We start from the raw sequence: 26289 nt of genomic DNA on the forward strand, positions 1-26289 counted from the left end.
GTCATGGCCCTCACGATCCGCCCGTACCAGGAGGGCGACGCGCACGCCATCGCGGAGCTCTACAACCGTCACCGCGACAACCCCAACCCGGTCGCCGGGGGCGTCAGCGGCGCCGAACTCGCCCACGAGCTGGCCGAGCGGGAGACGGCGACGTTCCTCGTGGCCGAGGACGACGAGCGGCTCGTGGGTACGTTCGGCCTCTTCCACAACACCGGCCGGCGCTCGGCCCGCGCGGGCGAACTCATCGCGGACATGTTCTTCGTCCACCCCGCGCACCGGGGCGGCCTGGTCACCGGAAGGCTGTTCACCGAGGCCGTCGAGTGGATGATGCGCACCGGCTGCCTGGTGCTGCGGCTGACCGTCAACCCGGCCAACACCGTGGCCTTCCGGCTCTACCGGCGCGTCGGCTGCGTCTCGGTGGGCCGGGCCGTTCCCGGCGAGGACGGCAATGTGGAGCTGCACAACTACATCCCGCTCGTCGTGCGCAGCGTCTTCGCCGACCTGGGCGAGCGGGCCACGGCGGCACTCGGCGGCCTGACCAGCTTCGCCTCCGTCACGGAGTCCCGTGACGACGAGCTGCGCTCGGACGTGCGGATGGTGGACGGGGTCCGCACCGTCGACTACAGCCTGGCGCTCGGTGAGTTCCGGATCGACGCGTCCGTGGACGTGGACCGGGGCGCCGTCCGCGAGGCCCGCCTCACCGAGCCCGGCGGCCCGGCACGGGAGCTGCGCATCACCCGGCCCCCGTACGAGGTGAGGGCCCCGCGCGGGGTGGCGCCGTACCGGTTCACCGAATCCGGGCTCACCTGTGAGGTGGACGGCGAGGACGGCACGCTGAGCGTCCTCGTGGCCGGGCACCGCGGCCCGGTACTCGTCTCGACCTGGCCCAGCTGCCGGGCCGACCGCCCGGCCGGCTGGCGCGAGGGCGAGCCCCGCGACCTCACCCTGGAGCCCGTCGAGGGCGGGGTACGGGTCACCGAGCGGGACGGCGACGCCACGGTCACCGGCACCTTCACCCTGGACGGCTCCGGTCTGCTCCAGGAGTTCACCCGCACCGGCTCCGCGACCGGCCGGATCTTCCAGACCGTCGGCCTGCGCCAGGGCGTCTTCACCGGCGCGGACGGACAGGCCCACCCGGTCGGTCTCGGCCAGGGGGTGCGCGACGCGTCCGAGATCGTCGCCGCCTCCCGGGCCGTCGAGGAAGGCGCGGAGCTGACCTGGCGGGGGCGGGACGTACGCGTCTCGCTGGCGGTGGACGGGCCCCTGCGGCTGGTCCACAGCACGCTCCTGGAGCGCGGTCTCGAACCCGGCGCGGACGGCGTGGCCCGGATGCGCACCACCATCCGCCCGAGCGGCGCGGACACCGCGCGTCGCCTGGAGGTGCGGGCCGCCGCCGGCGGCGTCACCGTCTGGCGGGAGGGCACCACCAAGGTGCTGCGCAGCCCCTACCCCCGCACCCGCTCCCACGGCTACAACCCCCACTGGTCCGCGGGCCTGTGGGTGACCCACGAGAACAGCCGCCACGACCGGGCCGCCGGGCTCGGCTGGGGGGTGCCGGCCGCCGGCGCCTGGGAGGAGAAGCACCCGCTCGGCCTCCACGCCCCGGATTCCGGCCTCGGCTGGGAGATCGCCGCCGACGGCGACGGGCTCCGCGTCGACACCCGGGCGACCGGGACGGACCGCGAGACCGTGGTGTGGCTCACCCCGCAGACACCGCTCAGGACGCCCGTCGTCCTCGACTCGGACGGCGAGCGCTGGGAGCTGAACTCCGGCGACTTCCGCCAGGTGTGGGCCCGCCGGGCAGCCGTCCGGCTCTCCGACGGGCGGTGGCTGCACTGCGCCCCCGCCACCGGTTCGCACGACGAACTGGTGCTGCGCGCCACCCCGTCGGGCCTGCTCGTCGGCGGAGTGTCCGCCGCCCGGGAGAGCGCCTGGCTGCTCTCCGTACACGACACACCCCCTTCCTTCTGAGCCATCGACCCGAAAGGCAAGACAGATCATGACCGCCACCACCATCGCCCCGGCCGCCCGCACCGCCACCGAGGACTACGCCACCCTGCGCACCGCCGTCGGCGCCTACCGCGTCACCGACCCGCTGGTCAGGCTGACCGGTGACGACCGGCTGACCTTCCTGGACGGATTCCTCGCCAAGTCCGCCGACTACGTGGAGCCCGACTCGGTCCGTGAGGTGCTGGCGCTGAACGCCGACGGCAAGCCGTTCGCGATCCTGCTGCACTTCGAGATCGGCGAGGAGTCGTGGCTGCTGCCGCGCACCGCCGTCACGGCGGAGGAACTCGGCGCCTACCTCGGCCAGTTCGACGCCTCCGCCGGTGTCACCGTCGAGATCTCCCCCGACGGCTGGGGCGCCGTCGCCTTCGAGGGCCCCGTCGCCTGGTCGGTCGCGGCCGGCTTCGTGGACTTCGACATCTCCGGCCTGACCCTGCACGCCGTCACCGAGGCCACCCTCGACGCCCCCGGCGCCACCGCCCACCTGGCCCGCGTCGGCACCACCGGGGAGTACGGCTACCTGCTGCTGTCCGACGCCCCGCAGGCCGCGCACGAGGCGGTGCTCGCGGGCGTCGCCGACAAGGGCGGCGCCGAGATAGGCGAGGAAGGCCTCTCCCGGGTGCAGGCCGAGGCCGGGATGGGCGTGTACGGCGCCGGGTTCGGCGAGCTGGGCGTCGACGAGGCCGACCTGGCCTGGATGATCGACTGGAGCCGGACCGGCGAGTTCCACGGCTCCGGCGAGCTGACCGCCCCGACCGGGTCCGAGAGCCGCCTCACCGCGCTTGTCGCCCCCGTCGGCAGCCGCTTCGCAGCCGGTACGCCGGTCACCGCGGCCGGCCGGGAGATCGGCACCGTCCTGTACCAGGCGCCCTCCGCCAACCCCGAGGAGGAGCTGGTCCTGGCCCTGCTCGACACCCCCTTCTGGGTGCCGGGACTGGAGCTGACGGCCGCTGACCGCACGGGCGACGAGCGCCCGGTGCGCACCGCGACCCTGCCCCGGGTCATCGCCCGCTCCCTCACCGTCAAGATCGCCTGAAGGGCCGGGTCATGACACCTGCGAACATCGCCCTGACGGGCCTGGGCCTGATCACCGGGGCCGGTGACGACGTGGAGAAGAGCTGGTCGTCGATCGCGGCCGGAACCACCGGCATCCGCACCAACACCCTCTTCGACACCTCCGAGCTGCTCACCGACTGGGCGGGCATGTCCACCGCCGAGCAGCCCGCCGACCTGGACCGCTGCTACGCGCTCGCGGCCACCGCGATCCGCGAGGCCCTGCACGGCAGCGGCCTCGACCTCACGACCGTGGACCGCGACCGGGTGGCCGTCGTGGTGGGCTCCAGCCTCGGCGCCATGCCGACGCTGGAGGCCACCCACCGCACCCTCGTCCTGGAGGGCAGGCTGGACGTCGGGCAGGCGGTCGCCTCACAACTGCCCTGCGTGGGCGACTACATCGCGGCGGAGTTCGACCTGCGCGGCCCGCGCGTGGTCCTCTCCAACGCCTGCGCGGCCAGCGCCGTCGCCCTCGGCTACGCGGCCGAGCTGCTGTGGAAGGGCGATGTCGACTTCGTCGTCTGCGGCGGCGTCGACCCGCTGGCGGAGCTGTCCGCGTACGGCTTCAGCGCGCTCGGCGCGCTGGACTCCGAGCCGTGCTCACCGCTGTCCGCCTCCACCGGACTCACCCTCGGCGAGGGCGCCGGATTCATGGTCCTGGAGTCGGTGGAGCGGGCCGAGGCGCGCGGCGCCCGTGTCCTCGCGGAGCTGGGCGGATACGGCCTCTCCTGCGACGGCCACCACCAGACCGCGCCCGACCCCAGCGGCAAGGGCGCCTGCTCCGCCATGGCGCAGGCGCTCGACACGGCGGGCCTCACCCCCGCCGATGTGGACTACCTCAACCTGCACGGCACCGGTACCCCCGCCAACGACGCCTCCGAACCCAAGGCGCTGAAGCTCCTGTTCGGCCTGGAGATACCGGCGGCCAGCTCCACCAAGTCGATCCTGGGCCACACCCTCGGCGCGGCCGGCGCGGTCGAGGCCGTGGTGAGCACCCTGGCCATCGACCGGGGCACGCTGCCGCCCACCATCAACACCCGGGGCGTCCCCTCGCCGTACGGCCTGGACGTCATCCCGGACACCGGCCGCGACGCGCGCCCGGAGGTGGTGCTGTCGAACTCCTTCGCGTTCGGCGGCAACAACGCCTCCGTCGTCATCAACCGGCCCGGCCGCACCGGCTCCAGGCCGCCGCGCCGCGAGGCGGTCCACGAGGTCGTCGTCACCGGCGCCGCGGGCCTGGCCGGAACGGCGGGCGGCACCGAGGCGATCGCCGCGGCCTTCGCCGAGGGGCGGCCCTGCTTCGAGACCTTCGAGGAGGTCCCGGGCGTCGGCAGGGTCCCGGTCGGCCGGGTCGACATCAAGGCCGCCTCGCGCGGTACGAACCCCAGCCGGGCCCGGCGCATGGACCCGCTGAGCCTGCTCGCCGCGTCCGCCGTGGGCGACCTGTACGCCCGCCACGGCAAACCGTCGCGGGCCGTGGCGGAGTCGACCGGAGTGGTCTTCGCCACCGGGTACGGGCCGGTGACCTCGGTCCTGCGGTTCCACGAGGGCGTGGTGCGCTCGGGCATCACCGGGGCCAACCCCTCCCTGTTCGCCAACACCGTCGTCAACGCCGCCGCCGGCCATGTCGCGATGCTGCACCGCTTCCGCGGCTACACCGCGACCATCGCCAACGGCGGCACCAGCTCCGTGCTCGCGCTCCAGCTCGCCGCCAGGGTCATCGCCCGCGGCGCCGCCGAGCGGATCATGGTGGTGGTCGCCGACGAGTTCCCCGAGCAGGCCCTCGCCACCCAGGCGGCGCTGCCCGGCTACGCCCGGTCCGCGCACGTCGTGCCCGGCGGGCGCACCGGCACCGTCCTCAGCGAGGGCGCCGCCGCGATCCTGCTGGAGAGCCGGGAGGCGGCCCGGGACCGGGGCGCCGACGTCCTGGCGCGGGTCCGCGGCTTCGGCGCCAGTGGCGAACCGGCCGGCATCGGCCGCATCGCCAGGGACGGCGTGGCCTGGGGACGCTCCCTGCGCTCCGCGCTCGCCGAAGCGGAGCTCGGCCCGGAGGGGATCGGCACGGTCGTCTCGGCCGCGTCCGGCCACCCGCTGGTCGACCTGGCACAGCGGGCGGCCCTGCGCCACACCGGTCTGGACGGCCGGCCGGTCCTGGCCTCCAAGGCCCTGCTCGGCGAGACCTACGGCAGCGCGGGCGCCCTCGGCCTGGTCGCCGCCCTCACCGGCGACGGCACCGCGGGGCCGGTGCTGCTGTCGAGCTTCGCGTACGGCGGCAGCTACGCGGCGGCCGTCCTCGACCCGGAGGCGTGATGGGCGCCCTGATGGGACTGCTCATCGACCCGGGCCTGACCGGGTACACGCTGGCACCCGACGGGCCGGCGGAGGTGGGGGAGACGGTGAACGTCCTGGTCTCCCGGCACTGCCGGCTGCCCCGCGACCGGATGGGGCACCGGCTGTCCGCCTCGGGCCGCTCCCTGATCGTCGGGGCGCTCCACCGTACGTACGGGCGTCGGATCACCGCCGGCGACCTGGCACGGGACGGCCTCAAGCGCTGGTCGGTGCCCGCCCTGGGGCTGTCCGTCTCGGTGGCCCACGTCGGCGCGTACAGCGCGGTGGCCTTCGCGCCCGCCGGCCGCGTGATCGGCGTGGACCTCCAGGACGAACGCGACCGGCCGTACGCCCTGCGCTGGCTCGGTGACCTGCTCGGACGTGAGCAGCCCGCCACGATCAGGGACTTCGCCGAGTGCGAGGCGCTCATCAAGGCCTCGCACCTGACGAAGGAGACCTTCGCCGGAACCCGGCTGCCCGGGTGGCAGCCGGGCTGGCGGCCCACGAACACCGGTACCTACGAGGTGCGTTCCGTCGTCCTGCGGGCCGAGGGGGAACCGCCCCTGCACCTCGCCCTCGCCTGCGACGCACCGGCTCCGGTGCGCTTCCACCACTTGGAGGAGGAATGACCCTCACCGCCGCGCGGCCGTACACCCGCCGCATCTCCCCGATCGAGCGGGGCTACCTCAACGCCGCCGCGACCGGCATCCCGCAGCTCATTCAGATGGTGATCGAGGGCGAGGGCACGCTCGACCCGGTCGCGCTACGGCGGGCCGCGCGCGTGGCGACCGAGGTGAGCCCCGGCCTCGCGGTACGCCGCCGGGGCGCGCTGTGGCGCGCCGACGGCACCGCCCCCGAGGTCGTGGAACTGCCCGCGGGCACCGGCCTCGACCACCCGTTCTTCCACCGCGACCTGTCGGTGGTCACCGGACCCGTCTGCGAACTGGGCCTGATCCGTGAGACGGGGACCACCCGGCTGGTCGTCCGGGCCAGCCACATCGTCACCGACGGGCGCGGTCTGCGGCAGTGGATCGCGGACCTCTTCCGGGTCCTGCGCGACGAGGACCCGGCCGGCTGTCCGGACACGGTGGACGACGCGCACTTCCGCGCGGCGGCGGGCGACGTCCGCCCGGCCCCCGAGGCCACCCGGCTCACCGGACTGCCCGCGATCATCGGCGAGGGACCCGCGGGCGAGCGGCCCCTGTGGCTGCGCCGCCTGGTGCCCGCCGCCCCGTCCGGGGTCACCGCACGCGCCGCGGCCGCGCTCTCCCGCCACCTCACCACGGACACCGGCCGCCTGATCGTCCCGGTGGACCTGCGCCGCCACGACACCACGAAGCGTTCCACCGCCAACCTGACCTCCCAGCTCGTCCTGGACCTGCGCCGCGACGACAGCTGGAAGCGCGTGCACTCCACGCTGGTCCGCGCCCTGATCGCCAAGACCGAGGTCGCCGTCCTCGACCGTGACTTCCTGCGCGACAACCCGTTCGCCAACAACCTGAGCGAGGCCCGCGCGTTCGACGGCACGAACTTCCCCTGTACGGCGATCATCTCCGACCACGGCGCGGTCGACCCGCAGGCGTTCTCGGCGCCCGCTTTCCGCGCCATCTCCTTCTCCACGCTGCCGATGCTGGTCCCGTACGCCGAGATGTTTCTGAGCGCCTGCCGCGTGGGCGACAGCACCGAACTGACCCTGGCCTGCCGCGACCGCCCGGGTGCCCGGGAGAAGGCCGGGACCCTCCTGGACGACATCACCGAGTCCTTGGTCTCCGCTTGAACCGGCACCCCGGACAGCCGCCCCGGGCCCGGCGGGCGCCAGCGACCCGGCCTCGGGCGGGCGAACGGCCCCGGCGGGCGAACCGGCCTTGGGCAGGCGACCCGGCCCTGGGCGGGCGAACCCGCCTCGGGTAGGCGACCCGGCCCCGGGTGGGCGAACCCGCCTCGGGTAGGCGACCCGGCCCGACAGGCGACAGCGACCCGCTCCGGGTAGCCGAACCGGCCCCGGGCAGGCGACCCGCCCCAGGCAGCCGCCCCCCCCCGGCAGACCGCGCCGGTCCCCAACGAGGCCGCCCCCGCCCCTTCCCCCCTCCCCGAGACGCAGCTCGCCCAGGCCACCGCGAGCGCCCGCTCGCGACAGCCCGTCCCGCCCGATCGCGGCGGACCCGCCCGCTCACGGCGGACCCGCCCGCCCACGGCGAACCCGCCCGATCACGAAAGCCCGTCCCCGACCGACCCCCAGTCCGATCCACCACGCACCCGAAGGACGACCCGTATGTCCCTGGACCAGAGAACCGAGCCCCCGGCGCCGGCGGCGGACCCGACCCCCGTGGCGGAGCCCGCGCCCGCGGTGGACCCGACACCCCCGGAGGACCGTTCCCCGGCGACGGACACCCGTCCACAGGAGCCGGCCCATGAGGCCGAGGCGGCCCCCGAGGCCGACACGGACCCCGCTACAGCCCCCGCTACGGACCCCGCCGCGGACGGAGGTCCGGCGGCAGGCCGTGACGCCGCGGCCGCGGCGGCCACCCGCACCGCGATCCTCACCATCGCCGTGGCCGTGGGCGGAGCCTTCGTGGCCCAGCTCGACACCACCATCGTCAACGTCTCACTGGCCGACACCTCGGCCCGCTTCGGCGCCATCACCCAGGTCCAATGGGTCGTCACCGCCTACCTGCTGGCCCTGGTCGCCCTGATGCCGGCCGCGGGCTGGCTGGCCTCCCGCTTCGGCACCCGCCGCACCTTCATCTCCTCCGTCGCCGTGTTCGCGGTCGGCTCCGCGGCCTGCGCCCTCAGCACGACCCTCCCCGAACTGATCGCCGCGCGCGCCCTGTCCGGTGCCGCCGCCGGTGTGCTCGTCCCGGTCGCCACCATGCTGCTCACCAGCGGCATGCCGCGTGAACGCCTGGGCCAGGTGCAGGCGCTGAACGGCAGTGTCATGCTGATCAGCCCGCTGCTCGGCCCCACCGTAGGCGGTCTCCTGGTCAACGCCTGGGGCTGGTGGGCGGTCTACGCCGTCAACATCCCGCTGTGCGCGGTGCTGTTGGTGGTGGCGGTCCGCCGTGTCCGCAAGGACGTGCCGTCCGCCCAGGACGGTGGCCGCCGCCCGCTCGACGTACTGGGTCTGCTGACCGCCGCCGCCTGCACGGTCGGTGTCGTACTCGCCGTGCACGCCTTCTCCCGGACGGGCCTGTCCGCCCACCCCGCCTCCCTCGTCCCGCTGGTGGTGGCCGTGGGGAGCGGCATCGTCTTCGTACGTCACCAACTGCGTTCCGAGACACCGCTCCTGGATCTGCGCCTGTTCGCGCACCGCGTGTACCGTACGGCCGCGATCAACATCTTCTGCCTCGGCTTCGTCCTCTTCTCCCCGATGATGCTGATCCCGCTGTACTTCGAGTCGGCACGCGGCGAGAGCGCCGTCACCACGGGTCTGCTGATGTCGGCCGGCGGCACCGGAGTCGTCGTCGCGGGTCTGGCCTGCCGTCCGATCATGAAGAAGATCGGCGGCGGCACCACCGTCGTGATCGGGATCGTCCTCACCATGCTGGCCACCGTTCCGCTGACCGCCCTGTCCTCCAGCACCTCGTACGCGCTGCTGTGCGCGGCGATCGCGGTCCGGGGCCTGGGCACGGGTCTGACCATCGTGCCGGCCATGACCCGCGCCTTCGAGTCGGTCGAGCCGCGCTCCATCCCGGACGCCTCCGCGCAGCTCAACCTGGTCCAGCGGATCGGCGGCACCTTCGCCCTCGCCGTGGTCACGGTCGTCCTGGACCGGGCCGCGCAGTCCCATCACGGGCTCGTACCGGCCGCGTTCGCCGACTCCTTCGGCCTGCTGCTCGCCGTGTACGCGCTCACCCTCGCCCCGGCCGTCGCGCTGCTGATCGCCGATCGCCGGGAGAAGGCCGCACGGGCCGCCGCGGCTCAGTAACGGCGGGGCGGGTGGGCCCGGTTGACCGCGTCGAGCCGGGAGCTGGCGCCGAGCTTGTCGAAGATGTTCCGCAGATGGCGCTTGACCGTACCCTCGGTGATCCCCAGGCGGCTGCCGATCTGCCGGTTGCTCAGTCCCTCGGCGACCAGCTCCATCAGCTCCTGCTCGCGGAGGGTCAGCGTGTCGGCGGGCGCCGGCCCCCGCTCGGGGCCCGAGCCGCTCGGCTTGCGCGGCAGGAACATCGTCGTGCCGCCCGCCATCGCGCTGCGGATCGCGGAGACCAGGACCTCCCGGTCGGCCTCCTTGTGGAGGTAGCCCACGGCCCCCGCGGCCAACAGCGAGTCGATGAGGTGGCGGTTGTCGTGCATCGTCAGAATGATGACCTGTGCCTCGGGCGCCGCCTGGCGCACCCCCCGCAGGTTGGCGAGCGGGCCGGGCCCCGGCATCTCCACGTCGAGCAGCACGAGGTCCGGCCGGTGCAGCCCGGCCATCCGTACACCGCTCGGCCCGTCATCGGCCTGCGCGACCACCGTCAGCCCCTCGTACATCTCCAGGAGTTCGCACAGTGCTTCGCGCAGCAGCCGGTGGTCGTCCACGGCGAGCACCCGGATGTCGCCGGAGGCGCCCGCTCCCGTGCTCATCCGCAGGCCGTCCCGGCACTGTCCAGCGGGATGCGGAGCTGGACGCGCGTCCCCCGGCCGGGCTCGCTGATCAGCTCCAGCGTCCCGTCGAGGGCGGTCACCCGCTGCCGCATGGCGGTCAGACCGGTACCGTCACCGTCGCGCGGGTGCGGCAGCCCGACCCCGTCGTCGGTGATGGTGGCGTGCGCGGCGTCCGGGAAGACGCTGACGAGGATGTCGATACGGCCGGCCCCGGCGTGTGCGAAGGCGTTGCGCAGAGCTTCGCGCACTACGAGGAACAGCTCCTGGCGGGTCTGTTCGGGCAGCCAGGACTCGTCGCCGTCGATACGGGAGAAGACTTCGGCCGGCCGGTCGGAGGCCGCGGCGCTGTAGGCGTCGATCTCCTCCTTCAGGCCGTCGTGCAGCTCGTTGACGCGCAGTCCGCTGACCATCGTGCGGGTGAAACTGAACACGTCACGCAGTGCCTGCCGGGCGTCCTGGAGCCGGTCACGGGTGGAGTCGACGCCCTTCGCCTGTTCCATGGTGTACAGGTCGAGGCAGCGCAGCGCCAGACTGATGCTGCTGCCGATGTGGTCGTGCAGATCGCGGGCGAGCTGGTGGCGGCGGGCCGTGCTGGCCTGGCCGACATCGCGCAGGGTCACCGACTCGTAGCCGATGGCGGCGGCGCTGACCCGCGCGAAGATGCTCCTGTGCAGCATCCGTACGGCGGTCAGGAACCGGGAGAGCGCGACCTCGGCGGGGAGTTGGGCGGCGGCCTCGGTCATCGTCTCGACCGCCACGTCGAACAGCACGCGGGCCGCGTGCACCGAGTCGATCGGCGAGACCTTCTCGAAGGAGCGCTGCACACCGAGGGCCATGGAGGTGAGTTCGGCCTCCGCCGCGACCTGTACGGACGTGCCGTGCAGGGTGGCGATGCACTCACCGAGGATCTGCCGGCCCTGCCTCTCGCAGGAGGCCCACAGGTCCGGACGCAGAACCAGCGGGTTGGCGGACGTCCGCAGGACCTCGGCGTAGCGGGCGACGGAGGAGTCGATCAGACGGGACCGCTCGATGGCCGGGTCGGCGGAGAGTTCCACGGTGCGTCCCCTCGGTACGGGGAGCCATCAAGACCTGGACGGTACGACTCCCCACAATCACCCGTCCGGCGGGGATCATACTAAAGAGACCCCTGGCAGAAGGCGAGTCCGGTAAAGGAATCGACGGTCTCAGGCCAGGACGAGCGCACCCAGAGCGGACAGATGGACGGCGTACTGAGTGGCCATCCAACTCCGGTACGGGGCCCGGAGCCTGTTGTCCGCGATCCGGCCGTTCTTCATCCGGGGCGGCAGGCAGCGTCCCGCCACGCACAGGGCGCCCACGGCGAAGACGGCGGCTGCCGCGTCGAGCGGCACCTCGTGCACCCACAGGGCGCCGGCCGTGAGGGCCAGGGTCAGCGCACCGCCGGAGACGGCGCAGAACCGCCGGGCGCTGTGCTCGCCGCGGACGACGGCAAGGGTGCGCCGGCCCGCGAGTGCGTCCCCCCGGGTGCTGCCCAGGTCCTTGGCGACGGCCGCGATCAGCCCCACACCGAGCGAGAGCACCAGGGCGAAGACGGCGGCCTCGACACTGAGCGCGCTGCCGGAGGACGCGACGCCGGCGAGATAGGTGGTCCCCGCGGCGGCGCAGGTGACCGTGGAGGCCGACCAGGAACGGCACTTGGCGGCGATCCACGGCGCGGAGTAGGCGTACCCCAGGGCGAGGAAGACGGCGGCGGCCTCGGCCACCTTCCACCCCGCCGCCCAGCCGAGCAGCAGCCCGGCCAGCGCGGTCACCACCACGGCCCGCCGCGCCGCCCCCTCGCTCAGCCGGCCGCTGGCCAGCGGCCTCCGGGACCTGTTGGCCCGGTCCTCGCACAGGTCGCTCACCCCGTTGAAGACGTAGACACTCACCGTCACCGCCCACCAGGCAGCCGCGCCGATCAGCAGGTGCGGGGCGTCGGGACGCTGGTGCGCGGCGGACGCCGTCAGCAGCGCGCCCGTGACGAACCGCAGGACGAACATCACCTGTACCAGCGGGCGCGCCTCCCGCAGACACATCCGCACGGTGCGGGCCGTCGAGAGGAGGGAGGACCACGGGACGTCGAACACGCTGAAGACGGAGGGGGACGTGGGGGAGAGGCGAGGCGTAAGGGCCTGTGTCATGTGGGGAACCTAAGGCTGGAACTCGACGTTCCGGCATGTGTCTTCCGAGGTATGCCATGTGCCTTGGGGAGTACTCGCGTTGAATACGGGGGGCCCGCGCGCCTAGCGTCACCAGCGTCGCAATCACGCTGCACGATGCGGAACGTCAGGGGTGCGGGAGATGGATTTCCTGGTTCTGGGACCGGTGGAAGTGCGTGAGTCCGGGGTGCCGGTCCGGCTCCGCGGAATGCGTCGCCGCCGGCTTCTGGCTCTTCTCCTGCTGAACGCCGGGCACGCGGTGTCCATGGACGCCCTGGTGGACGAGATGTGGCCTGATCCGCCCGCTTCCGCCCGCCATCAGGTGCACAACGCGATCCGTGATCTGCGCGCCGCCCTGACCTGTTCCGAAGGCGCCGGGCTCATCACGGTGGACGTCGGCTACCGCCTGGACGTACCCGCCGACGCGGTGGACGCGCACCGCTTCACCGAGTGGGTCCGTGCCGCCCGCGCCGCCCGGCGGGAGGGCCGCGACACCGAGGCGATGCGGCTGCTGCAAGCGGCGGTCGACCTGTGGCGGGGTGACGCCTTCGCCGACATCGACTGCCCGGCGGTGACCGCGGCCGCGGCCGGGCTGGACGAGCAACGGCTCACGGCCGTCGAGGAGTTGATGGAGCTGCGGCTCGCTGCCGGCGAGACCGGCTCGCTGGTCGCCGAACTCTTCGCGCTGACCGCCAGGCACCCCTTGCGCGACGCCCTGCGCGGCAGCCTGATGCTCGCGCTGTACCGGGGCGGCCGGCAGGCCGACGCGCTCGCCGTCTACGACGAGGGCCGCCGGCTGCTCGCGGACGAACTGGGCCTGGAACCCGGCCCCCGGCTGCGCCGCCTGCAGACCGAGATCCTCGCGGACGCCCCCCAGGTGCAGCGCCGGACGCCCGCGCCGGCCCGGCCCACCACCGTCCGCCTCGTCCAGGACAACTACCTGCCACGCGACCTGCCCGACTTCACCGGCCGCGCCACCGAGCTGGCGCGGCTCGACCGGGCCGTCGACGAGCCGGGCGGCGGTTCTCCCCGCACCGTCGTGATCGACGGCATGGGCGGCATCGGCAAGACGGCACTCGCCGTGCACTTCGCGCACCGCCGCACCACGGACCACCCGGACGGGCAGTTCTACGTCGATCTGCACGGCTTCAGCCCCGTGCGCGCACCGCTCACTCCGGAGGAGGCGCTGGGCGTGCTGCTGCGCGCCGACGGCGCCGCGCCCGATGCCCTCCCGGCAGGTCTGGCCGAGCGCAGCGCCATCTGGCGCTCCCGCCTCGCGGGCCGCAGGGCCCTGCTCGTCATCGACAACGTGGCCGACGCGGCCCAAGTGGCCCCCCTGCTGCCCGGCGCCGGCGACACCCTCGCCCTGGTCACCACCCGCCGCAAGCTGACCGCGACGGACGGCGCCCTCTCGCTGCCCCTGGGCGCGCCGGCCCCGGCGGAGGCGGAGACCCTGTTCCGCCGCATCGCGGGCGAAGCCGCCACCGGTTCGTCCCTGACCCGGACGATCGCCCTGTGCGGGCACCACCCGCTGGCCCTGCGCATCGCGGCGACCCGCCTGCGCGACCGCCCCTCGTGGACCGTGCCGGACGTGACGGCCCGCCTGTGCACGAGCGGGGGCCGGACCGCGTTCCTGCGCACGGCCGACCGCGACCTGATGTCCGTCCTGGCCCTCTCCTACGCCCACCTGCCCCATGAGGCGCTGGAGTTCACCCGAGCCCTCGCCCTGCACCCGGCCGCCGTCCACGACATCGGCCAGGCCTGCGCCGCCACCGGCCTCGCCCCCTCGGCCGTGGAGTGCCTCTTCGACACCCTCCTCGACCACAACCTGGCCGTCGAACCGAGCCCCGCCCACCTCGCGATCCCCCTGCTCCTACGCGACTGCGCCCACACCCTCACGCCTCCGTCCCACGCCACCGCCCCCCGACTGACGGCAGTGGCCTGAGCCCGGCCCGGCCGACCGGATCACGGACGCGCCGAGCCGTCCCGGACGCCACCGGCGCGGAAGAGCCGCGCAGCCGTCCGGTCGGGCACCAGCCACCGCCAGAGGCGCGCCCCTCCTCGGACCCGGGGCCGCCGGACAGGCCCTAGCCGCGCCCGGGCCAGACCGGACCCTGATCGCCCCAGACGACCCCCTTGTTGCGGCACAGGCAGAAGGGATGGCCGACCGGGTCCGTGTAGACCTGCCAGCCGTAGCCCTCGGGTCCGATGAAGTCCTGCCGCAGAGTCGCGCCGAGGCCCACGACGCGGCGCTGCTCGGACTCGATGTCGTCCACTTCGAAGTCGAGGTGGAACTGCTTGGGGTGCTCGCTGTCAGGCCACTGCGGAGCGCGATAGTCGTCCACCCGGATGAACGCCAGCTCGACCTCGCCGAACCGGATGCCGGCCCAGTCCTCCGAGCTGTCTTCCTTGACCGGGCGGCCCGTCACCTCGGAGTAGAAGGCCGCGAGCTTCATCGTGTCCGGACAGTCGATAATGAAATCGGTGAGTCGTAGCATCCCGAGATCCTGGCACAAACAACCACCTCGCCACGAAGCCCCTCGGTGCACCCGCCGCCCGGCCGCCCCGCCGCTCCTGGGCCGGAAGCCGTTCACGGGGAAGCCCGCGCCGGGACGACGGCCCCGGGAGCCCGGGAACTGCGACCACCAACGCCGAAGGGCCCGGTGAGAGCAATGGCGGAGGATACGAGATTCGAACTCGTGAGGGGTTGCCCCCAACACGCTTTCCAAATGTTCGCCTGGGGGTCCGACGGGGTGCGTGCCTGTCCTGACCTGGGGCGGAACATCTAATGTGACCCCGTGTGGACGGGCCCGGACGGGGGCGAATGAGACCAGAACTGAGACCAACTTCTCCCAGGCGGGCCCCCTGGTCAGAGGTCCCGGGCCCTGCCGGGCCGCCTGTGTAGGGGCCGTTGGTGGATCTGGATGTTCCTCCCCCCCCATGATGCTTGGCCGCTCTGGGCGGATTCCATGGCGCCTGTCGTTTCTTGAAGGGCATCATGAGGGCATGGCGAAGTCACGTAGACCTCACCCGCTGGCCAAACCGCGGAAGCGGCCTCCGGGATCGGGCCAGAGCGCCTCCTCCCGCCTGACCGCGACCAACAACCACGTCGCTCTGACTGCTGGGGGCAGCACCGCCCAGCCGCGCGGCCGCATCTACGCAGTTAGGCTGGAGTTCAGTTCCACCCCTTGTACGCGGTGCAATACGTATCTGCTCCGCGTACGGGCCAACTCATGGGTGTGTGAGGGTTGCCGACTGCATGAGTGGGCCGAGCGGAAGACCGCGTTGGTGCAGCGCCTTCGTGAAACGTCAGCGACCAAGGAGAAGGCATTTGCGTCCCTTGAGGAAGAGCGCGCAAGACTGAAGCGTCGGTACCAGGCAGCCGACAAACGGGCCAAGAACACCAGAGCCACAGGAGCCCAGCGCGGGGCAGCAGCTCTGGAATCGCGCCTGGTCCAAACGGTGCTGCGAGCGGCAGATGGCCGCGCTTAAGGTCATGTAGGGAACGGTCTCAGAATCGTCCAAAGTCGAGCAGTGCCGGCAGCCAGGTGCTGTGGATGGACTGGTGCCGTGAGCACTGTCGCGCAGGGCAACCAAGGTTGGCGGATCGTGCTGCTCCCCAAGGGGTGGCTCACGTCTGTAGCGGTCAACGCGTCGCTCGATGAGCAGGATGCACGATGCGCGGCAGCAGTCGGGCTGGTTGACGGCGGGCATGACTGCATCTCTTGCGGGTTCGTTTTCCCCTGCTTGGCGCCGCCAAATGCCGGGCCCCTGTGGCGGCGGGTTTCGTGACGGGTATCGATGCGACATGGGCCGAGGTCTACGATCAGATCGGACGTGCTGATGGGCGGGCGGGCTGACGATAGGGCAGCTGCGCGCTGGAGATGCGAGGGGGTCGCCTTGGCCACGTTGGGTCATATGAAGGAGCGCACAGTCGGCTTCTATGAAGTTGTTGTGGTCCAAGACGGAGTGGCCAAACGAGCCGCGAACCGGATGGATTGGGACGGCGCGCTTTCCGACGTTGCTCGGGCAGATGTTGCGTCTCGATCCTTCGAGGGCGACTCGCACATGGTAGGGACTGTCGCCACTTACGACATGCAGGACCACTTGCTGCTGCACCGAGTGAAGGATGCGGGTGAGTGGCTGTCGGTGGTGAACTGGGACACGGGTGATCTGCGAGAACTGGAACAGTCCGCGCAGGAGGGATACGTGGACACTTCGGTGATCTGCTTCCTTCCTTTCGGGAACGTCATTGGGATCATGCAGGGCGGCGTATCTGCTCCTAGTCACAAGGCCCTGGAAACCTGGCTGAACGGGATCCAGCTGTTCCCTGGCTTCCAGCTGCAGGTTCGGCCGGTCGTCGCGCATGCAGAGATGGAGCGGTTGAAGACCGCTTCTGGCGCCAGTCGCGTCGAAGTCAAGATCATGGCCAACAAGATGGGCGCCTTGCAGGAGCGCCGGGGCGGACTTGCGCGCACACTTCGTGTGGCGGGCGAGGCGTACGGGGAGATCAGCGTGACGATGATTATTTCCGTTCCGAAGAAGAAGGAACTTCGGGAGCACCGCGAGCACCTCCTCGCTGATCTTGAGGAAATCTCGGACGTGGTCACTGGAGCCGAGCGGGCGCGCGCGCGGCTGGTCTACTCAGATCCGGGCGGGCCGGAGCACACTCGCCTCGTTGAACTGGTCGAACACAGCATCACTGCTAAGAAGCGCGTGCCAGCCACTGATGGTGAGGGCAACTCGATCCGGATCGTGTCAGCGGTAGATGCGATCCTGGCAGCAGCCATCGAGCACGAGGACGCCCTGCGGCTGGCGGTCGATGCAGGGGACTCGTGACCTGGGCGATGAACTGGGGGGCACGTGAGTGTGCGTACGAGCATCGAAGATCGCTGGGCCGCCTACCTCTGGATCGACTACCTCCTCGCAGCTCTGGCCGTCGGAGTTCACATCTTCGTCATACGAAGTACGGGGTCGTCGGATTGGCTCTCGTGGATTGACTCGGGGCAGCGCACCGATCTGTACGCTACGGCCGCTGGCGTGGTGTCAGCCATCGGCGGTCTGAGTGCTATCGCAGTCTCGCTCTACACCGCCGCCAACGGTGAACGGCTGCGGGCGGTGCGCGCACAACACCACGAGGAGCTCAGGCGCAGCTGGCGCAGTTTGATCCAGAGCACTGCGCTCTGCTGTCTGTTGTTGTTGATCTCCCTGGCGCTTGACAGAGAGACGGATCCTCTTTCCTGCCGCTTTTTGTTCGAGTACACCATGGTGTTTGCTTCGCTTCGCTTCATGCGGCTGGTCTGGTTGTTCGATCGCATGATGCAGGTTTCAGACGCGGACCTGGTCCGCGAAGAGCAAACGACAACTCCTGTTAGGGACCCTGCCTGGCTGCGCCGGCGGGAACGGACCCGGCGCTGAAGGTACATGTACCCGGGCGTGCGGTAGTGGCCTAGCTGTGAATCCTCGGTGATTACCTAGCTGGAGGCGGCTGGGGGCGCACCGTACAGCGATGGGGCGGCTATGCAGTCCCGATCTCGGTTCCCACGAGTAGCGACAGCCACATGCTGTGGCACCCTGCCCGATTGGGGACTGCTGCACGGATAGGTGACACCTGACCTGGCTTGCTGAGAGGCGGCCTGGAAGGATGTTGCAGTGCCCAAGCCGTATCCGAAAGAGTTCCGCGAGGACGTCGTGCGGGTCGCACGCAACCGCGAGCCCGGCGTCACGCTGGAACAGATCGCCGCCGACTTCGGCGTCCACCCGATCACGTTGTCGAAGTGGCTGCGCCGCGCCGACACCGACGAGGGCGGCGCCAAGCCCGCGCCGGTGTCGGGTGAGTCGGCCGAGCTGCGCGAGGCCCGTAAGCGCATCCGGCTCCTGGAGCAGGAGAACGAGGTACTGCGCAGGGCTGCGGCGTATCTGTCGCAGGCGAACCTGCCGTCAAAATGATGTACCCGCTCGTCCGCGAGCTGGCCGCCGCCGCTGCCCCTGACCGGGTGCCGGTGGCGGTGACGTGCCGGGTGCTCAATCTGGCCCGCCAGCCCTACTACCGGTGGCTGGCTTCACCGGTCACCGACACCGAGAGGGCCGAGGCATACCGGGCCGACGCCCTGTTCGACGCGCATCGCGACGACCCGGAGTTCGGACACCGTTTCCTGGCCGACGAGGCCCGGGCGGCCGGTGAGGCCATGGCCGAGCGGACCGCCTGGCGGATCTGCCGCGACAACCGCTGGTGGAGCGCGTTCGGCAAACGCCGAGGCCGAGGCAAGAACACCAAGGCCGGCCCGCCGGTCCACGACGACCGGGTCCGGCGGGACTTCACTGCTGCCGGGCCGAACCGGCTGTGGCTGACGGACATCACCGAGCACGCCACCGGCGAGGGCAAGCTCTACCTGTGCGCGGTCAAGGACGTGTACTCCAGCCGCATCGTGGGCTACTCCATCGACGCCCGGATGAAGTCCAGCCTTGCCGTCAAAGCCCTGGAATCCGCCGTCGCCCGCCGCGGCCAGGTCGCTGGATGCATCGTGCATTCCGACCGAGGGTCGCAATTTCGTTCCCGGAGGTTCGTTGCCGTTCTCGCACGTCACAGCATGATCGGATCGATGGGCAGAGTCGGTGCCGCCGGCGACAACGCGGCCATGGAAAGCTTCTTCGCGCTGCTGCAGAAGAACGTCCTCGACCGCCGCACCTGGGCCACCCGCCAGGAACTGCGGATCGCCATCGTCACCTGGATCGAGCGCACCTACCACCGACGCCGGCGTCAGAAACGCCTGGCCCGATTGACCCCCATCGAGTACGAAGCCATCATGACCCCACCCGCAGCCCTGGCTGCATAGAACCCGCTGTCACCTACGCGTGCAGCAGTCCCAGATGATGCGGCGGTACGGGCAGAACGCGGCCATGTACTGCAACGTGTGCCGGGCAGTCCTCAACGGGCGGTAGCCGGGGACTCCAGCCAAAGCTGGATCCACCAACGTCGAAGGCCCCCGCTGCAAGCAGCGGGGGCCTTCGACGTATTGCCCGGTGAGAGCAATGGCGGAGGATACGAGATTCGAACTCGTGAGGGGTTGCCCCCAACACGCTTTCCAAATGTTCGCTTGGGGGTCCGCCGCAGAACGGGGGCGTTCTGACCTGGAGCGGAGACCATCGCCTCCCCGGTTCTGGACGGCGTTGGGCAGGGGTGAACGAGACCAGAACTGAGACCAGATCTCGGGCTAGACCTTCCTGACGATGATGGTTCCTGGGACTGCAAATCCCTCCGCAGGGCAGTTAGCACGCCTATGGAGGTGGGTCTGCTTGACGGCTTCCAGTCTCCAAAAACTTGCGAACCTTGCGCAAAGTGGCGTCATCGGCTCGGGTCAGGAGGGAGACCACCATGCCGAGTTCGGCAGCCCGGCTTGCGGCCGGGCGTTCGTAGGCCGTCTGCTGTGAGTCGTCGTCCGGAAGACCGCCGAGTGCGCTTCGTCGGGCTTCGCGGATCCTACTCGTGAACTCGACGACGGTCGGATCACCGTCGTCGCCATCGCCCGGGTCAAAGACCAACAAGTCCTGCCGGTAGCCCTGGGGCGAGATCTCTTCCACCGCACCGACCGCGCCGTAGGCACTCAGTACATTTCGCATCTGTCCGAGGGCAGGGGTGCGCTTGCCGACCTCCATGAGGCGCAGGTACTCGGAAGAGAAGCCGAGTTTCGTCGCCGCATCGGCGCGGGATAGGCCAGCCTTCCAGCGCAGGCGCTCCAAGAGTCCCCCGAAGCGGCCGTTATCTGATTCTCCGGGCCCTACGACCATGTCCACGAATGGCGACGGCTCGCCAATGTGGGCTTCGAGGTGCCCGTCACCGTCCTTCACGCCGCAAGGCTATCCCAACTATTGACTGGTCGGAAGTTGTTGCACCCTCCACTGGGCTGGGTGTACTCTCCGAACTGTTGGCAACAAGTCGTTCAATTGTTGGAGATGATGGGTGTGGAGACGGACAACTTCGGCCGTGGCTCTGAGGCCCTTGCGCCGGCTGAGAAAGCCGGGCCTTCGGGTGGGATTTACGCGCTGCCTGTCGTGGGAGGGGCAGCCGCAGGAGCGCGCCAGTTCTACGACGAGATGGCTCCGCTCGCGACCGACCCGACCCGAATGCGCGTTGCCAAGGAGGTCTTCCGTTGGGGCTCTGCGGCTGCTGGGATGGCGGCAGTTGCGATGATCACGTTGTGAGCAACGCCAGCCGACAAGGCGTCGTGGAGACGTGAAGTCGACGACGAGAGAGTGGTACAGCCTGTTGGGCCCGACGAGGGGCCTGCGAAGAGCACTTGGAGGGTGGTCAGACGCTGTTGGCCATCGATGATGTGTGACGACACGAGTCGGCGTGGCGGCCTACAGCGTTGCTGCAGGACTACAGCTCCGAGGAAATAGGTGCGGGAGTCCTCCTGGTTGGATGGGGCCCGGTTGCTGAAAACGAGGTCGACCGGGCCCGTCGGAGTTCAGCTGACGGCACGTCAAGGTGACCCTTCTCTGGACGGAGGAAGCATCTGTACGGGCTACCTGCGTAGGTACTCCTCGGTGCACCGCTCGTCTTCAGCTGCCGCTAGACATGCCGCGCTGATTCGTACGGCTGAGACTGTGCCATGCGGTACTTGGGAACGCATCAAGTCATGGACGGTGCGATGGCGAAGTGGGCGTACGCCGTGGCCGAGGCGGAGTTGAGCGAGCCGCTTCCTCGTAGATGGGAGCACTCTCAAGGGGTTGCCCGGCGCGCGGTCGAACTGACGGAGGTACTGGGCGAGGACGCTGCCCTGCTGGCTTCTGCCGCTGTACTGCACGATGTGGGCTACGCACCGCGGCTGGCAGCGACAGGCTTTCATCCGCTGGATGGTGCCCGGTTCCTTCGTGACGACCACGCTGCGGATGAGCGGCTGGTGCGGTTGGTGGCAAACCACTCGTTGGCGTTGCTGGAGGCGGAGGAGCGTGGGCTACGGGGCGATCTGGAAGCCGAATTTCCACTGCTCGACGACCACCGGCTCGTGGATGCCTTGGTGTATTGCGACATGACGACGACGCCTGACGGGAACGGCACGTCTGCCGAGGGTCGGCTGGAGGAGGTCACGAATCGTTACGGTGCAGACAGCCTGGTGGGGCGGTTCATCCGTCGGGCAGAGCCGGAGATCTTCGCCGCCGTAGGGCGGGTGGAGGCGGCGCTGGCGGCTCAGCCCAGGTAGGGGTAGGTGCCAGCGAGGTAGTCGCCGATCTGTTGGCGCATGCTGGGGTGGATGTCGTACCGGTCCAGGTCGTCTGGCTGGACGTAGCGGACGCCGTCGGCCTCGTCGTTAATGGTGGGCTCGCCGCCTACGGGGCGGCCGATGTAGGTGTTCTCGTACTGCTGGCGGATCTCGCCGTCGGTGTAGGCCACGATGTGGTTCGGGTTTGTGTAGACCCCCAAGAAGCCCGTGATCTCGGCGATGATCCCGGTCTCTTCAAGGCATTCACGCACTGCGCACTGGGCCGCAGTCTCGCCGATGTCCTGCGCGCCCCCCGGCAGGGCCCACTGGCCGGTGTCCCGGCGGCGCTGGAGGAGTATGGCGCCGTTGTCGTCGACGACGAGCAGGTTGTTGGCGGGGATGAGCGTGTTCGCCTTGGGGGCCTTGGGGTCGTTGTAGTACTCAGTCCTGCCCATGTGGCGAGGGCCCCTCCTGGTCTGGTGTCCAGGGCCGTGCGGTGGCCCAGACAGCTTCGAAACTCTGAGCGTAGTTGTCGAACCAGCCCGCCGTGTCTGCTCTGCGGAGATGGAGGAGGGGGTTGGCACTGGCCGGCTGGCCCCAGACGTGCGGGTTGATCAGAAGATCATCGTCGTACCGGAACATGGAGGTGTAGAGCGTGGTGTCGTGCAGTCTCACCTCGCATCCGGCCTCGGACAACAGGGGCCGGTAGTAGGTCAGGGAGGCACGGATCTTGGCGGCGAGTGTGTCGCCGATTCCCTCTTCGTGGCCCCGGATTGCTGCGGCCTGGCCCTTCGAGTCGCCGAAGCAGAGCCGCACTCGCACTCCGCTCGATGCGCGTTCGGCGAGCATCTTGGCGACGTGAGGGTTGGACTGGGCGAAGAAGGTGCCGGAGAAGACGAGGACGCTGATCTGCTCCTGGGCGCCATTGAGCAGCGACAGCCACGTGTCTCGCGGGACGCTCGCCCGATTCTGGTAGGTCCCGACCAGTTCCTGTCCTGACCCTGCCAGCTGCTGCTGAGTGCTCGGCACCGGTGCGGGCCAGAGGAAGAGTTCCTCGACCCGTAAGTGCTTGGCGACACGGAAGCGGTGGCGAGGATGGGGAACGCGCCCGCCGAGCCACCGGCCGACGGTCTTGGGGTCCACCTCGCAGACTTCGGCGAGTGATTCGGGTGGGATGCCGCGCTGGGCGAGCACGGAGTGCAATCGCTCGTTCACAGACGCCATACAAGCCGAGACCGGTCAGGAGCGGCAAGGACGTTTCGGGACGTTCCGCGGAAGGAGGGGGGCATGACCGCTGTATTTACGCTGGATGCATGGAGCTCATCGTCCTGTGGGACATCGACCACACTCTCATCGAGAACTCAGGGGTCAGCAAGGAGATCTACGCCGCCGCCTTCACGGCCCTGGCGGGAAGGGCGCCCGCGGGGCCGGCGCGGACGGAAGGGCGTACGGACCGGCTGATCATGCGCGACATGTTCGAGCGGAACGGCCTGGCCGAGCCGGACTGGCCAGCGGTCGAGAAGGCTCTCGCCTACGCCGGGGAGGCCCGTCTCCACGCCCTCAGCCAGCGGGGAACAGCCCTGCCCGGTGTGCGGGAAGTCCTGAAGGAGGTCTCCGTGCGCAGCAGTTGGGTGTCGTCGGTGCTCACAGGCAATATCGCGGACAACGCCCGCGTGAAGGTCGCGGCCTTCGGCCTTGATCCCCTCCTCGACCTGCCGGTTGGCGCCTACGGGGCCGATGCCCTCCAACGCCCCGACCTGGTCGCTGTCGCCCGGGAGCGGGCCCGGCAGCTACGGGGCGCCCCGGATGGCGTGCCCGTCGTGCTCGTCGGAGACACTCCGAGGGACGTGGAGGCCGCACTCGTCACGGGTTCCGAGATCATCGCGGTCGCCTCCGGCGTCCACAGCACCGAAGAGCTGGCAGCCGCCGGTGCCCGTACGGTCCTGCCCGATCTGACGGACACCGGCCGTGTACTCGGGATTCTGGAGGCGCTCTCCGCACGCTGAAAACGTCCCAGGACGTCCTCGGAGCGTCCCGATACGCGGTGACGAGGTCCGTACCTGTCCCGCCAATATCAGGTCTCCCACCAGGCAAGCGCCTCGAAGGAGACCCTCGTGATCAGCGAAATCACCGGGATCCGCAGGATCCGGATGCTGTACCTGCAGCTGCTCTACCGCTGCAACTTCGAATGCCTGCACTGCTTCCACGGCAAACGGCTCCAGCACGCCGACGCCTTCACCACGGACGAGGCGGTCAACCTCCTCACGCTGATGCGCGACGAGTACGACACCGAGGCTGTCACCCTGCTGGGCGGCGAGCCGTTCGTCTACCGAGACCTCGCCCAGGTCGTCCGGTACGCCAAGCGGGACCTGGGCATGCAGGTCGAGATCTGCACCAACGGCTACCGCATCGAGCGCCGGCTCACCGAGATCGCCCCCGACCTGGACCTGCTCCGAGTGTCACTGGAGGGCATCGGCACGACCAACGACACGATCCGCAAGTTCGGAAGCTACCGCAGTGCCCTGAGCGCCCTCGAAATCGCCCAGCAGCTCGGCGTCCGCGCCGGCGCGACCATGACGGTCACCTCACGCAATATCGACGAGGTCCTGCCGCTCGCCCGCACACTGCAGCACTACGGGGTGGAGCAGCTGAAACTCCACTGCCTCCGGCCGGTCGGCAACGCAGCGGACCACCCCGAGCTCCTCGTCAACGACGCCACGGCCTACACCCGTCTGCGGGAGCGCCTGGCCTCGGCCGAGCTGGACATCGAGGTGATCCTCGACGAGGACCTGTCCGAGCTCGGTGCACCAGACGCGTGCCTCCCCTCCGGGGGCCCTGTGGAGATCGAGCGGATCGAGGCCGACCCGCGCGGCGCGCTCACCATGTCCTGCAAGGCTGTCGGCAAGGACTCGCACGCCTTCTGGTACGACAAGCTCACCGATCACATCGCCCACCGGCCGTCCGCCACCGACGAACTCACCCTCGCGGTGCCGGACGTGGTGTACGGACGTGTCTGACTCGGCGTCGTTCGAGAGCGTCGAAGGGCTCCGCGGCACAGGCAAATCCACCCTCGCCCCCATGCTCGCGGCTGCTCGTGGCGCGGTACTGGTCCCGACCGTGCCACTCACCTACCAGGCACTGCGGCAGGAGGTCGACCGGCTGGGAAACGCAGAGGCGCGCATGTGCTTCTACCTCTCGGCCCTGTTCACCGCCACCGATCAGATCCAGCGGTACCTGTCCGCCGGCATCCCGGTCGTCGTCGAAAGCTACTTCGCACGCTGTCTGGCCAACCACCGCGCTTTCGGAGCCAACCTCTCCGTGTCCCTGCCGCCGGGCATCCCGCGTCCCGTCACCCACTACCTCGTCTGCGCGGAGGACGAGCGCCAGCGCCGACTCGCCCGGCGCGACAAGCCTGTCTCGCGTTGGGACACCCTCGCCGAGATCACCGCAGACAAGATCACCGACGCCTACGCCTCGTTCCCAATGCACCGCGTGAACACCACCGGACTCACCCCTGACGAGGCACTCCGAGCCGTCCTGAGCACCCACCCGCAAGGAGAGCAACCCCGTGCAGACACCCAGCATGTGGCGGCACACCCTCACCTTCTTCCCCCAGTTCCTCGCCGCGCTGAAGGAGCGTACGGAGCCTGACTCCACCGTGACGGTCATCGGCGCGAGCGACGGCAGACTCGTCGTGCCACTGGCCGCGGCCGGCTACCGCGTCATCGCCATCGAGCGCGACCCGCTCGCCCTCCACGGCGGCGAAGTCCAACTCCCGGGTGGCAGAACCGGTCACGCGACGGGCATGATCGAGCGGCTGAAGCAGGAAGGGCTTCACGACCGTGTCCAGGTCGTGGAGGAGGACTTCCTCGCCTCCGAACCCGTCACCGCCCCCTGTGATGCCGTCTGGACGAGCTGCTCGTGGCATTACAGTGCCAACCACCACCGGCCGTTCGGCGAGTTCGTCGACCGCATGCAGCGCCTGGTCCGGCCCGGCGGTCTGTTCGGCGCGGAGTTCATGATGCCCCTCACGCAACGCCACCACGTGCTGGAGCACTACACATCCCCCGAGAAGCTGCGGCATTACTTCATCGGGGACTGGGACGTCCTGCTCACACTGCGGACCAACGAGTTCACCGAGCAGGCGCACGTCGGACAGCTGCAGGACCACAACCACCGCATGGGCCTTCTCCTCGCAGCCCGCGCGTCCACCCCCTCCTAGAGCTACGGGAAGAAGGACATATGAAGCACGAGTACGAGGCCAAGTTCCTCGCCGTCGACGTCGACGGCCTCCAGGCCAAACTGACGGCGCTCGGAGCCGTCCAGGCATTTCCGCGCACCCTCCTCACCCGGAAGATCTTCGAGAACGACGCCCTCGAAGGCGGCGCCTGGGTCCGCCTGAGGGACGAGGCCACCCGTTCCACGCTCACGCTGAAGCAGGTCACCGACTCCACGACGATCGACGGCACCACCGAGATCGAGACCGAGGTGTCCGACCTGCACGCCATGGCCGAGATCCTCCGCAACGTCGGCCTGCGCGAAGTCCGCTACCAGGAGAACTACCGCGAGGAGTGGCGCCTGGGCGAAGTCGCCTTCGACTTCGACACCTGGCCGGACCTCCCCACCTTCGTCGAGGTCGAAGGCCCCGACGAGGCATCGGTCCGCCAGGCAGCAGCCCTGCTCGACCTCGACTACACCGAGGCACGATTCGGCAGCGTCGACGAGATCTACAAGAGCGAGGCCGGCCGGGACATCCTGGCCGAGCCCACGCTCCTCTTCGCCGACTCCGACAAGCAGGCTGCAACCAGGGCAACTGTCCCGAGCGAGTGATCTCGGGGGCGGGGCTGTGCCCATAGAACTGGCCGTGACGCCTCGGGTCATACCCGGCATCGTCGAGTTCACGCGCGGCGGTCTGCCCGCTGCGGCAGACACTG

Annotated in this window: 23 protein-coding genes; 16 read left to right on the plus strand and 7 right to left on the minus strand. The window is 70.3% G+C overall.

Going from position 1 to position 26289, the window contains the following annotated elements:
* Nucleotides 1-3: 3 nt before the first annotated feature.
* From P8A18_RS17590 to P8A18_RS17615, 6 genes are all read left to right on the plus strand, one after another.
* On the plus strand, nucleotides 4-1971 hold the full coding sequence (locus P8A18_RS17590) for a GNAT family N-acetyltransferase (protein ID WP_306055782.1): 1968 nt from the start codon (nucleotides 4-6) through the stop codon (nucleotides 1969-1971).
* A 28-nt stretch (nucleotides 1972-1999) separates the two neighbouring features.
* Nucleotides 2000-3043 carry an aminomethyl transferase family protein gene (locus P8A18_RS17595; protein WP_306055783.1) on the plus strand — a complete coding sequence of 348 codons (1044 nt, stop codon included), beginning with the start codon at nucleotides 2000-2002 and terminating at the stop codon, nucleotides 3041-3043.
* Nucleotides 3044-3054: 11 nt separating this feature from the next.
* Nucleotides 3055-5370 (plus strand): beta-ketoacyl synthase N-terminal-like domain-containing protein, encoded by a 2316-nt coding sequence (locus P8A18_RS17600; RefSeq protein WP_306055784.1) that lies wholly within the window; start codon nucleotides 3055-3057, stop codon nucleotides 5368-5370.
* Complete coding sequence (locus P8A18_RS17605; protein WP_306055785.1) at nucleotides 5370-6017, plus strand: hypothetical protein; 648 nt, start codon at nucleotides 5370-5372, stop codon at nucleotides 6015-6017. Before P8A18_RS17600 ends, P8A18_RS17605 begins: the two co-directional genes overlap by 1 nt.
* Nucleotides 6014-7165: a hypothetical protein gene (locus tag P8A18_RS17610; RefSeq protein ID WP_306055786.1), complete on the plus strand. Its 1152-nt coding sequence runs from the start codon at nucleotides 6014-6016 to the stop codon at nucleotides 7163-7165. The genes P8A18_RS17605 and P8A18_RS17610 overlap by 4 nt, the downstream gene beginning before the upstream one ends.
* Nucleotides 7166-7660: 495 nt before the next feature.
* The gene (locus P8A18_RS17615; RefSeq protein ID WP_306055787.1) at nucleotides 7661-9313 is read left to right on the plus strand and encodes a DHA2 family efflux MFS transporter permease subunit; all 1653 of its coding nucleotides are present in this window, start codon (nucleotides 7661-7663) and stop codon (nucleotides 9311-9313) included.
* Here P8A18_RS17615 and P8A18_RS17620 read toward each other — a convergent pair.
* The 3 genes from P8A18_RS17620 to P8A18_RS17630 form a co-directional block, all read right to left on the minus strand.
* A complete protein-coding gene (locus P8A18_RS17620) occupies nucleotides 9307-9954 on the minus strand; it encodes a response regulator (protein ID WP_306055789.1) in 648 nt (215 codons plus the stop codon). The two genes, P8A18_RS17615 and P8A18_RS17620, sit on opposite strands and share 7 nt — an antisense overlap.
* Complete coding sequence (locus P8A18_RS17625) at nucleotides 9951-11030, minus strand: sensor histidine kinase (RefSeq protein WP_306055790.1); 1080 nt, start codon at nucleotides 11028-11030, stop codon at nucleotides 9951-9953. The genes P8A18_RS17620 and P8A18_RS17625 overlap by 4 nt, the downstream gene beginning before the upstream one ends.
* Before the next feature lie 129 nt (nucleotides 11031-11159).
* Nucleotides 11160-12134 (minus strand): UbiA family prenyltransferase, encoded by a 975-nt coding sequence (locus P8A18_RS17630; protein ID WP_306055791.1) that lies wholly within the window; start codon nucleotides 12132-12134, stop codon nucleotides 11160-11162.
* A gap of 160 nt (nucleotides 12135-12294) precedes the next feature.
* Between P8A18_RS17630 and P8A18_RS17635 the strand changes: the two genes are divergently transcribed.
* The gene (locus tag P8A18_RS17635) at nucleotides 12295-14097 is read left to right on the plus strand and encodes an AfsR/SARP family transcriptional regulator (protein WP_306055792.1); all 1803 of its coding nucleotides are present in this window, start codon (nucleotides 12295-12297) and stop codon (nucleotides 14095-14097) included.
* A gap of 142 nt (nucleotides 14098-14239) precedes the next feature.
* On the opposite strand, the gene P8A18_RS17640 is transcribed toward P8A18_RS17635, so the two are convergent.
* On the minus strand, nucleotides 14240-14650 hold the full coding sequence (locus tag P8A18_RS17640) for a VOC family protein (RefSeq protein WP_306055794.1): 411 nt from the start codon (nucleotides 14648-14650) through the stop codon (nucleotides 14240-14242).
* Between the two features lie 1420 nt (nucleotides 14651-16070).
* Between P8A18_RS17640 and P8A18_RS17645 the strand changes: the two genes are divergently transcribed.
* From P8A18_RS17645 to P8A18_RS17655, 3 genes are all read left to right on the plus strand, one after another.
* Nucleotides 16071-16991, plus strand: coding sequence for a hypothetical protein (locus tag P8A18_RS17645; protein ID WP_032747500.1), 921 nt, complete (start codon nucleotides 16071-16073; stop codon nucleotides 16989-16991).
* A gap of 30 nt (nucleotides 16992-17021) precedes the next feature.
* Nucleotides 17022-17570 carry a hypothetical protein gene (locus P8A18_RS17650; protein WP_306055795.1) on the plus strand — a complete coding sequence of 183 codons (549 nt, stop codon included), beginning with the start codon at nucleotides 17022-17024 and terminating at the stop codon, nucleotides 17568-17570.
* Nucleotides 17571-17804: 234 nt separating this feature from the next.
* Nucleotides 17805-18988 (plus strand): IS3 family transposase gene (locus P8A18_RS17655; protein ID WP_306053333.1). Its coding sequence is split into 2 segments (ribosomal slippage): nucleotides 17805-18092 and nucleotides 18095-18988, totalling 1182 coding nucleotides; the frame shifts between segments, so codons are not numbered across the junction.
* A 442-nt stretch (nucleotides 18989-19430) separates the two neighbouring features.
* On the opposite strand, the gene P8A18_RS17660 is transcribed toward P8A18_RS17655, so the two are convergent.
* On the minus strand, nucleotides 19431-20000 hold the full coding sequence (locus P8A18_RS17660; RefSeq protein ID WP_306055797.1) for a helix-turn-helix domain-containing protein: 570 nt from the start codon (nucleotides 19998-20000) through the stop codon (nucleotides 19431-19433).
* 791 nt (nucleotides 20001-20791) lie between these two features.
* Between P8A18_RS17660 and P8A18_RS17665 the strand changes: the two genes are divergently transcribed.
* A complete protein-coding gene (locus P8A18_RS17665; protein WP_306055798.1) occupies nucleotides 20792-21355 on the plus strand; it encodes an HD domain-containing protein in 564 nt (187 codons plus the stop codon).
* On the opposite strand, the gene P8A18_RS17670 is transcribed toward P8A18_RS17665, so the two are convergent.
* Nucleotides 21343-21810: an NUDIX hydrolase gene (locus P8A18_RS17670; RefSeq protein WP_306055799.1), complete on the minus strand. Its 468-nt coding sequence runs from the start codon at nucleotides 21808-21810 to the stop codon at nucleotides 21343-21345. The genes P8A18_RS17665 and P8A18_RS17670 overlap by 13 nt on opposite strands.
* Nucleotides 21797-22570, minus strand: coding sequence for an XRE family transcriptional regulator (locus P8A18_RS17675; RefSeq protein WP_306055801.1), 774 nt, complete (start codon nucleotides 22568-22570; stop codon nucleotides 21797-21799). The genes P8A18_RS17670 and P8A18_RS17675 overlap by 14 nt, the downstream gene beginning before the upstream one ends.
* A gap of 98 nt (nucleotides 22571-22668) precedes the next feature.
* On the opposite strand from P8A18_RS17675, the gene P8A18_RS17680 reads away from it, so the two are divergent.
* From P8A18_RS17680 to P8A18_RS17700, 5 genes are all read left to right on the plus strand, one after another.
* Nucleotides 22669-23361, plus strand: a complete 693-nt coding sequence (locus P8A18_RS17680; RefSeq protein ID WP_306055802.1) for an HAD family hydrolase — start codon at nucleotides 22669-22671, stop codon at nucleotides 23359-23361.
* A gap of 108 nt (nucleotides 23362-23469) precedes the next feature.
* Nucleotides 23470-24372, plus strand: a complete 903-nt coding sequence (locus P8A18_RS17685; protein ID WP_306055804.1) for a radical SAM protein — start codon at nucleotides 23470-23472, stop codon at nucleotides 24370-24372.
* Complete coding sequence (locus P8A18_RS17690; protein WP_306055805.1) at nucleotides 24365-25006, plus strand: P-loop nucleotide/nucleoside kinase family protein; 642 nt, start codon at nucleotides 24365-24367, stop codon at nucleotides 25004-25006. The genes P8A18_RS17685 and P8A18_RS17690 overlap by 8 nt, the downstream gene beginning before the upstream one ends.
* Nucleotides 24924-25577 carry an SAM-dependent methyltransferase gene (locus P8A18_RS17695; RefSeq protein ID WP_306055806.1) on the plus strand — a complete coding sequence of 218 codons (654 nt, stop codon included), beginning with the start codon at nucleotides 24924-24926 and terminating at the stop codon, nucleotides 25575-25577. The genes P8A18_RS17690 and P8A18_RS17695 overlap by 83 nt, the downstream gene beginning before the upstream one ends.
* Nucleotides 25578-25597: 20 nt before the next feature.
* On the plus strand, nucleotides 25598-26185 hold the full coding sequence (locus P8A18_RS17700) for a class IV adenylate cyclase (RefSeq protein ID WP_306055807.1): 588 nt from the start codon (nucleotides 25598-25600) through the stop codon (nucleotides 26183-26185).
* The last annotated feature ends 104 nt before the right edge of the window (nucleotides 26186-26289 follow it).

Origin of the sequence: Streptomyces sp. Mut1, from assembly GCF_030719295.1 — a bacterium.
In the GTDB taxonomy this organism is placed as follows: Bacteria; Actinomycetota; Actinomycetes; order Streptomycetales; family Streptomycetaceae; genus Streptomyces; species Streptomyces castrisilvae.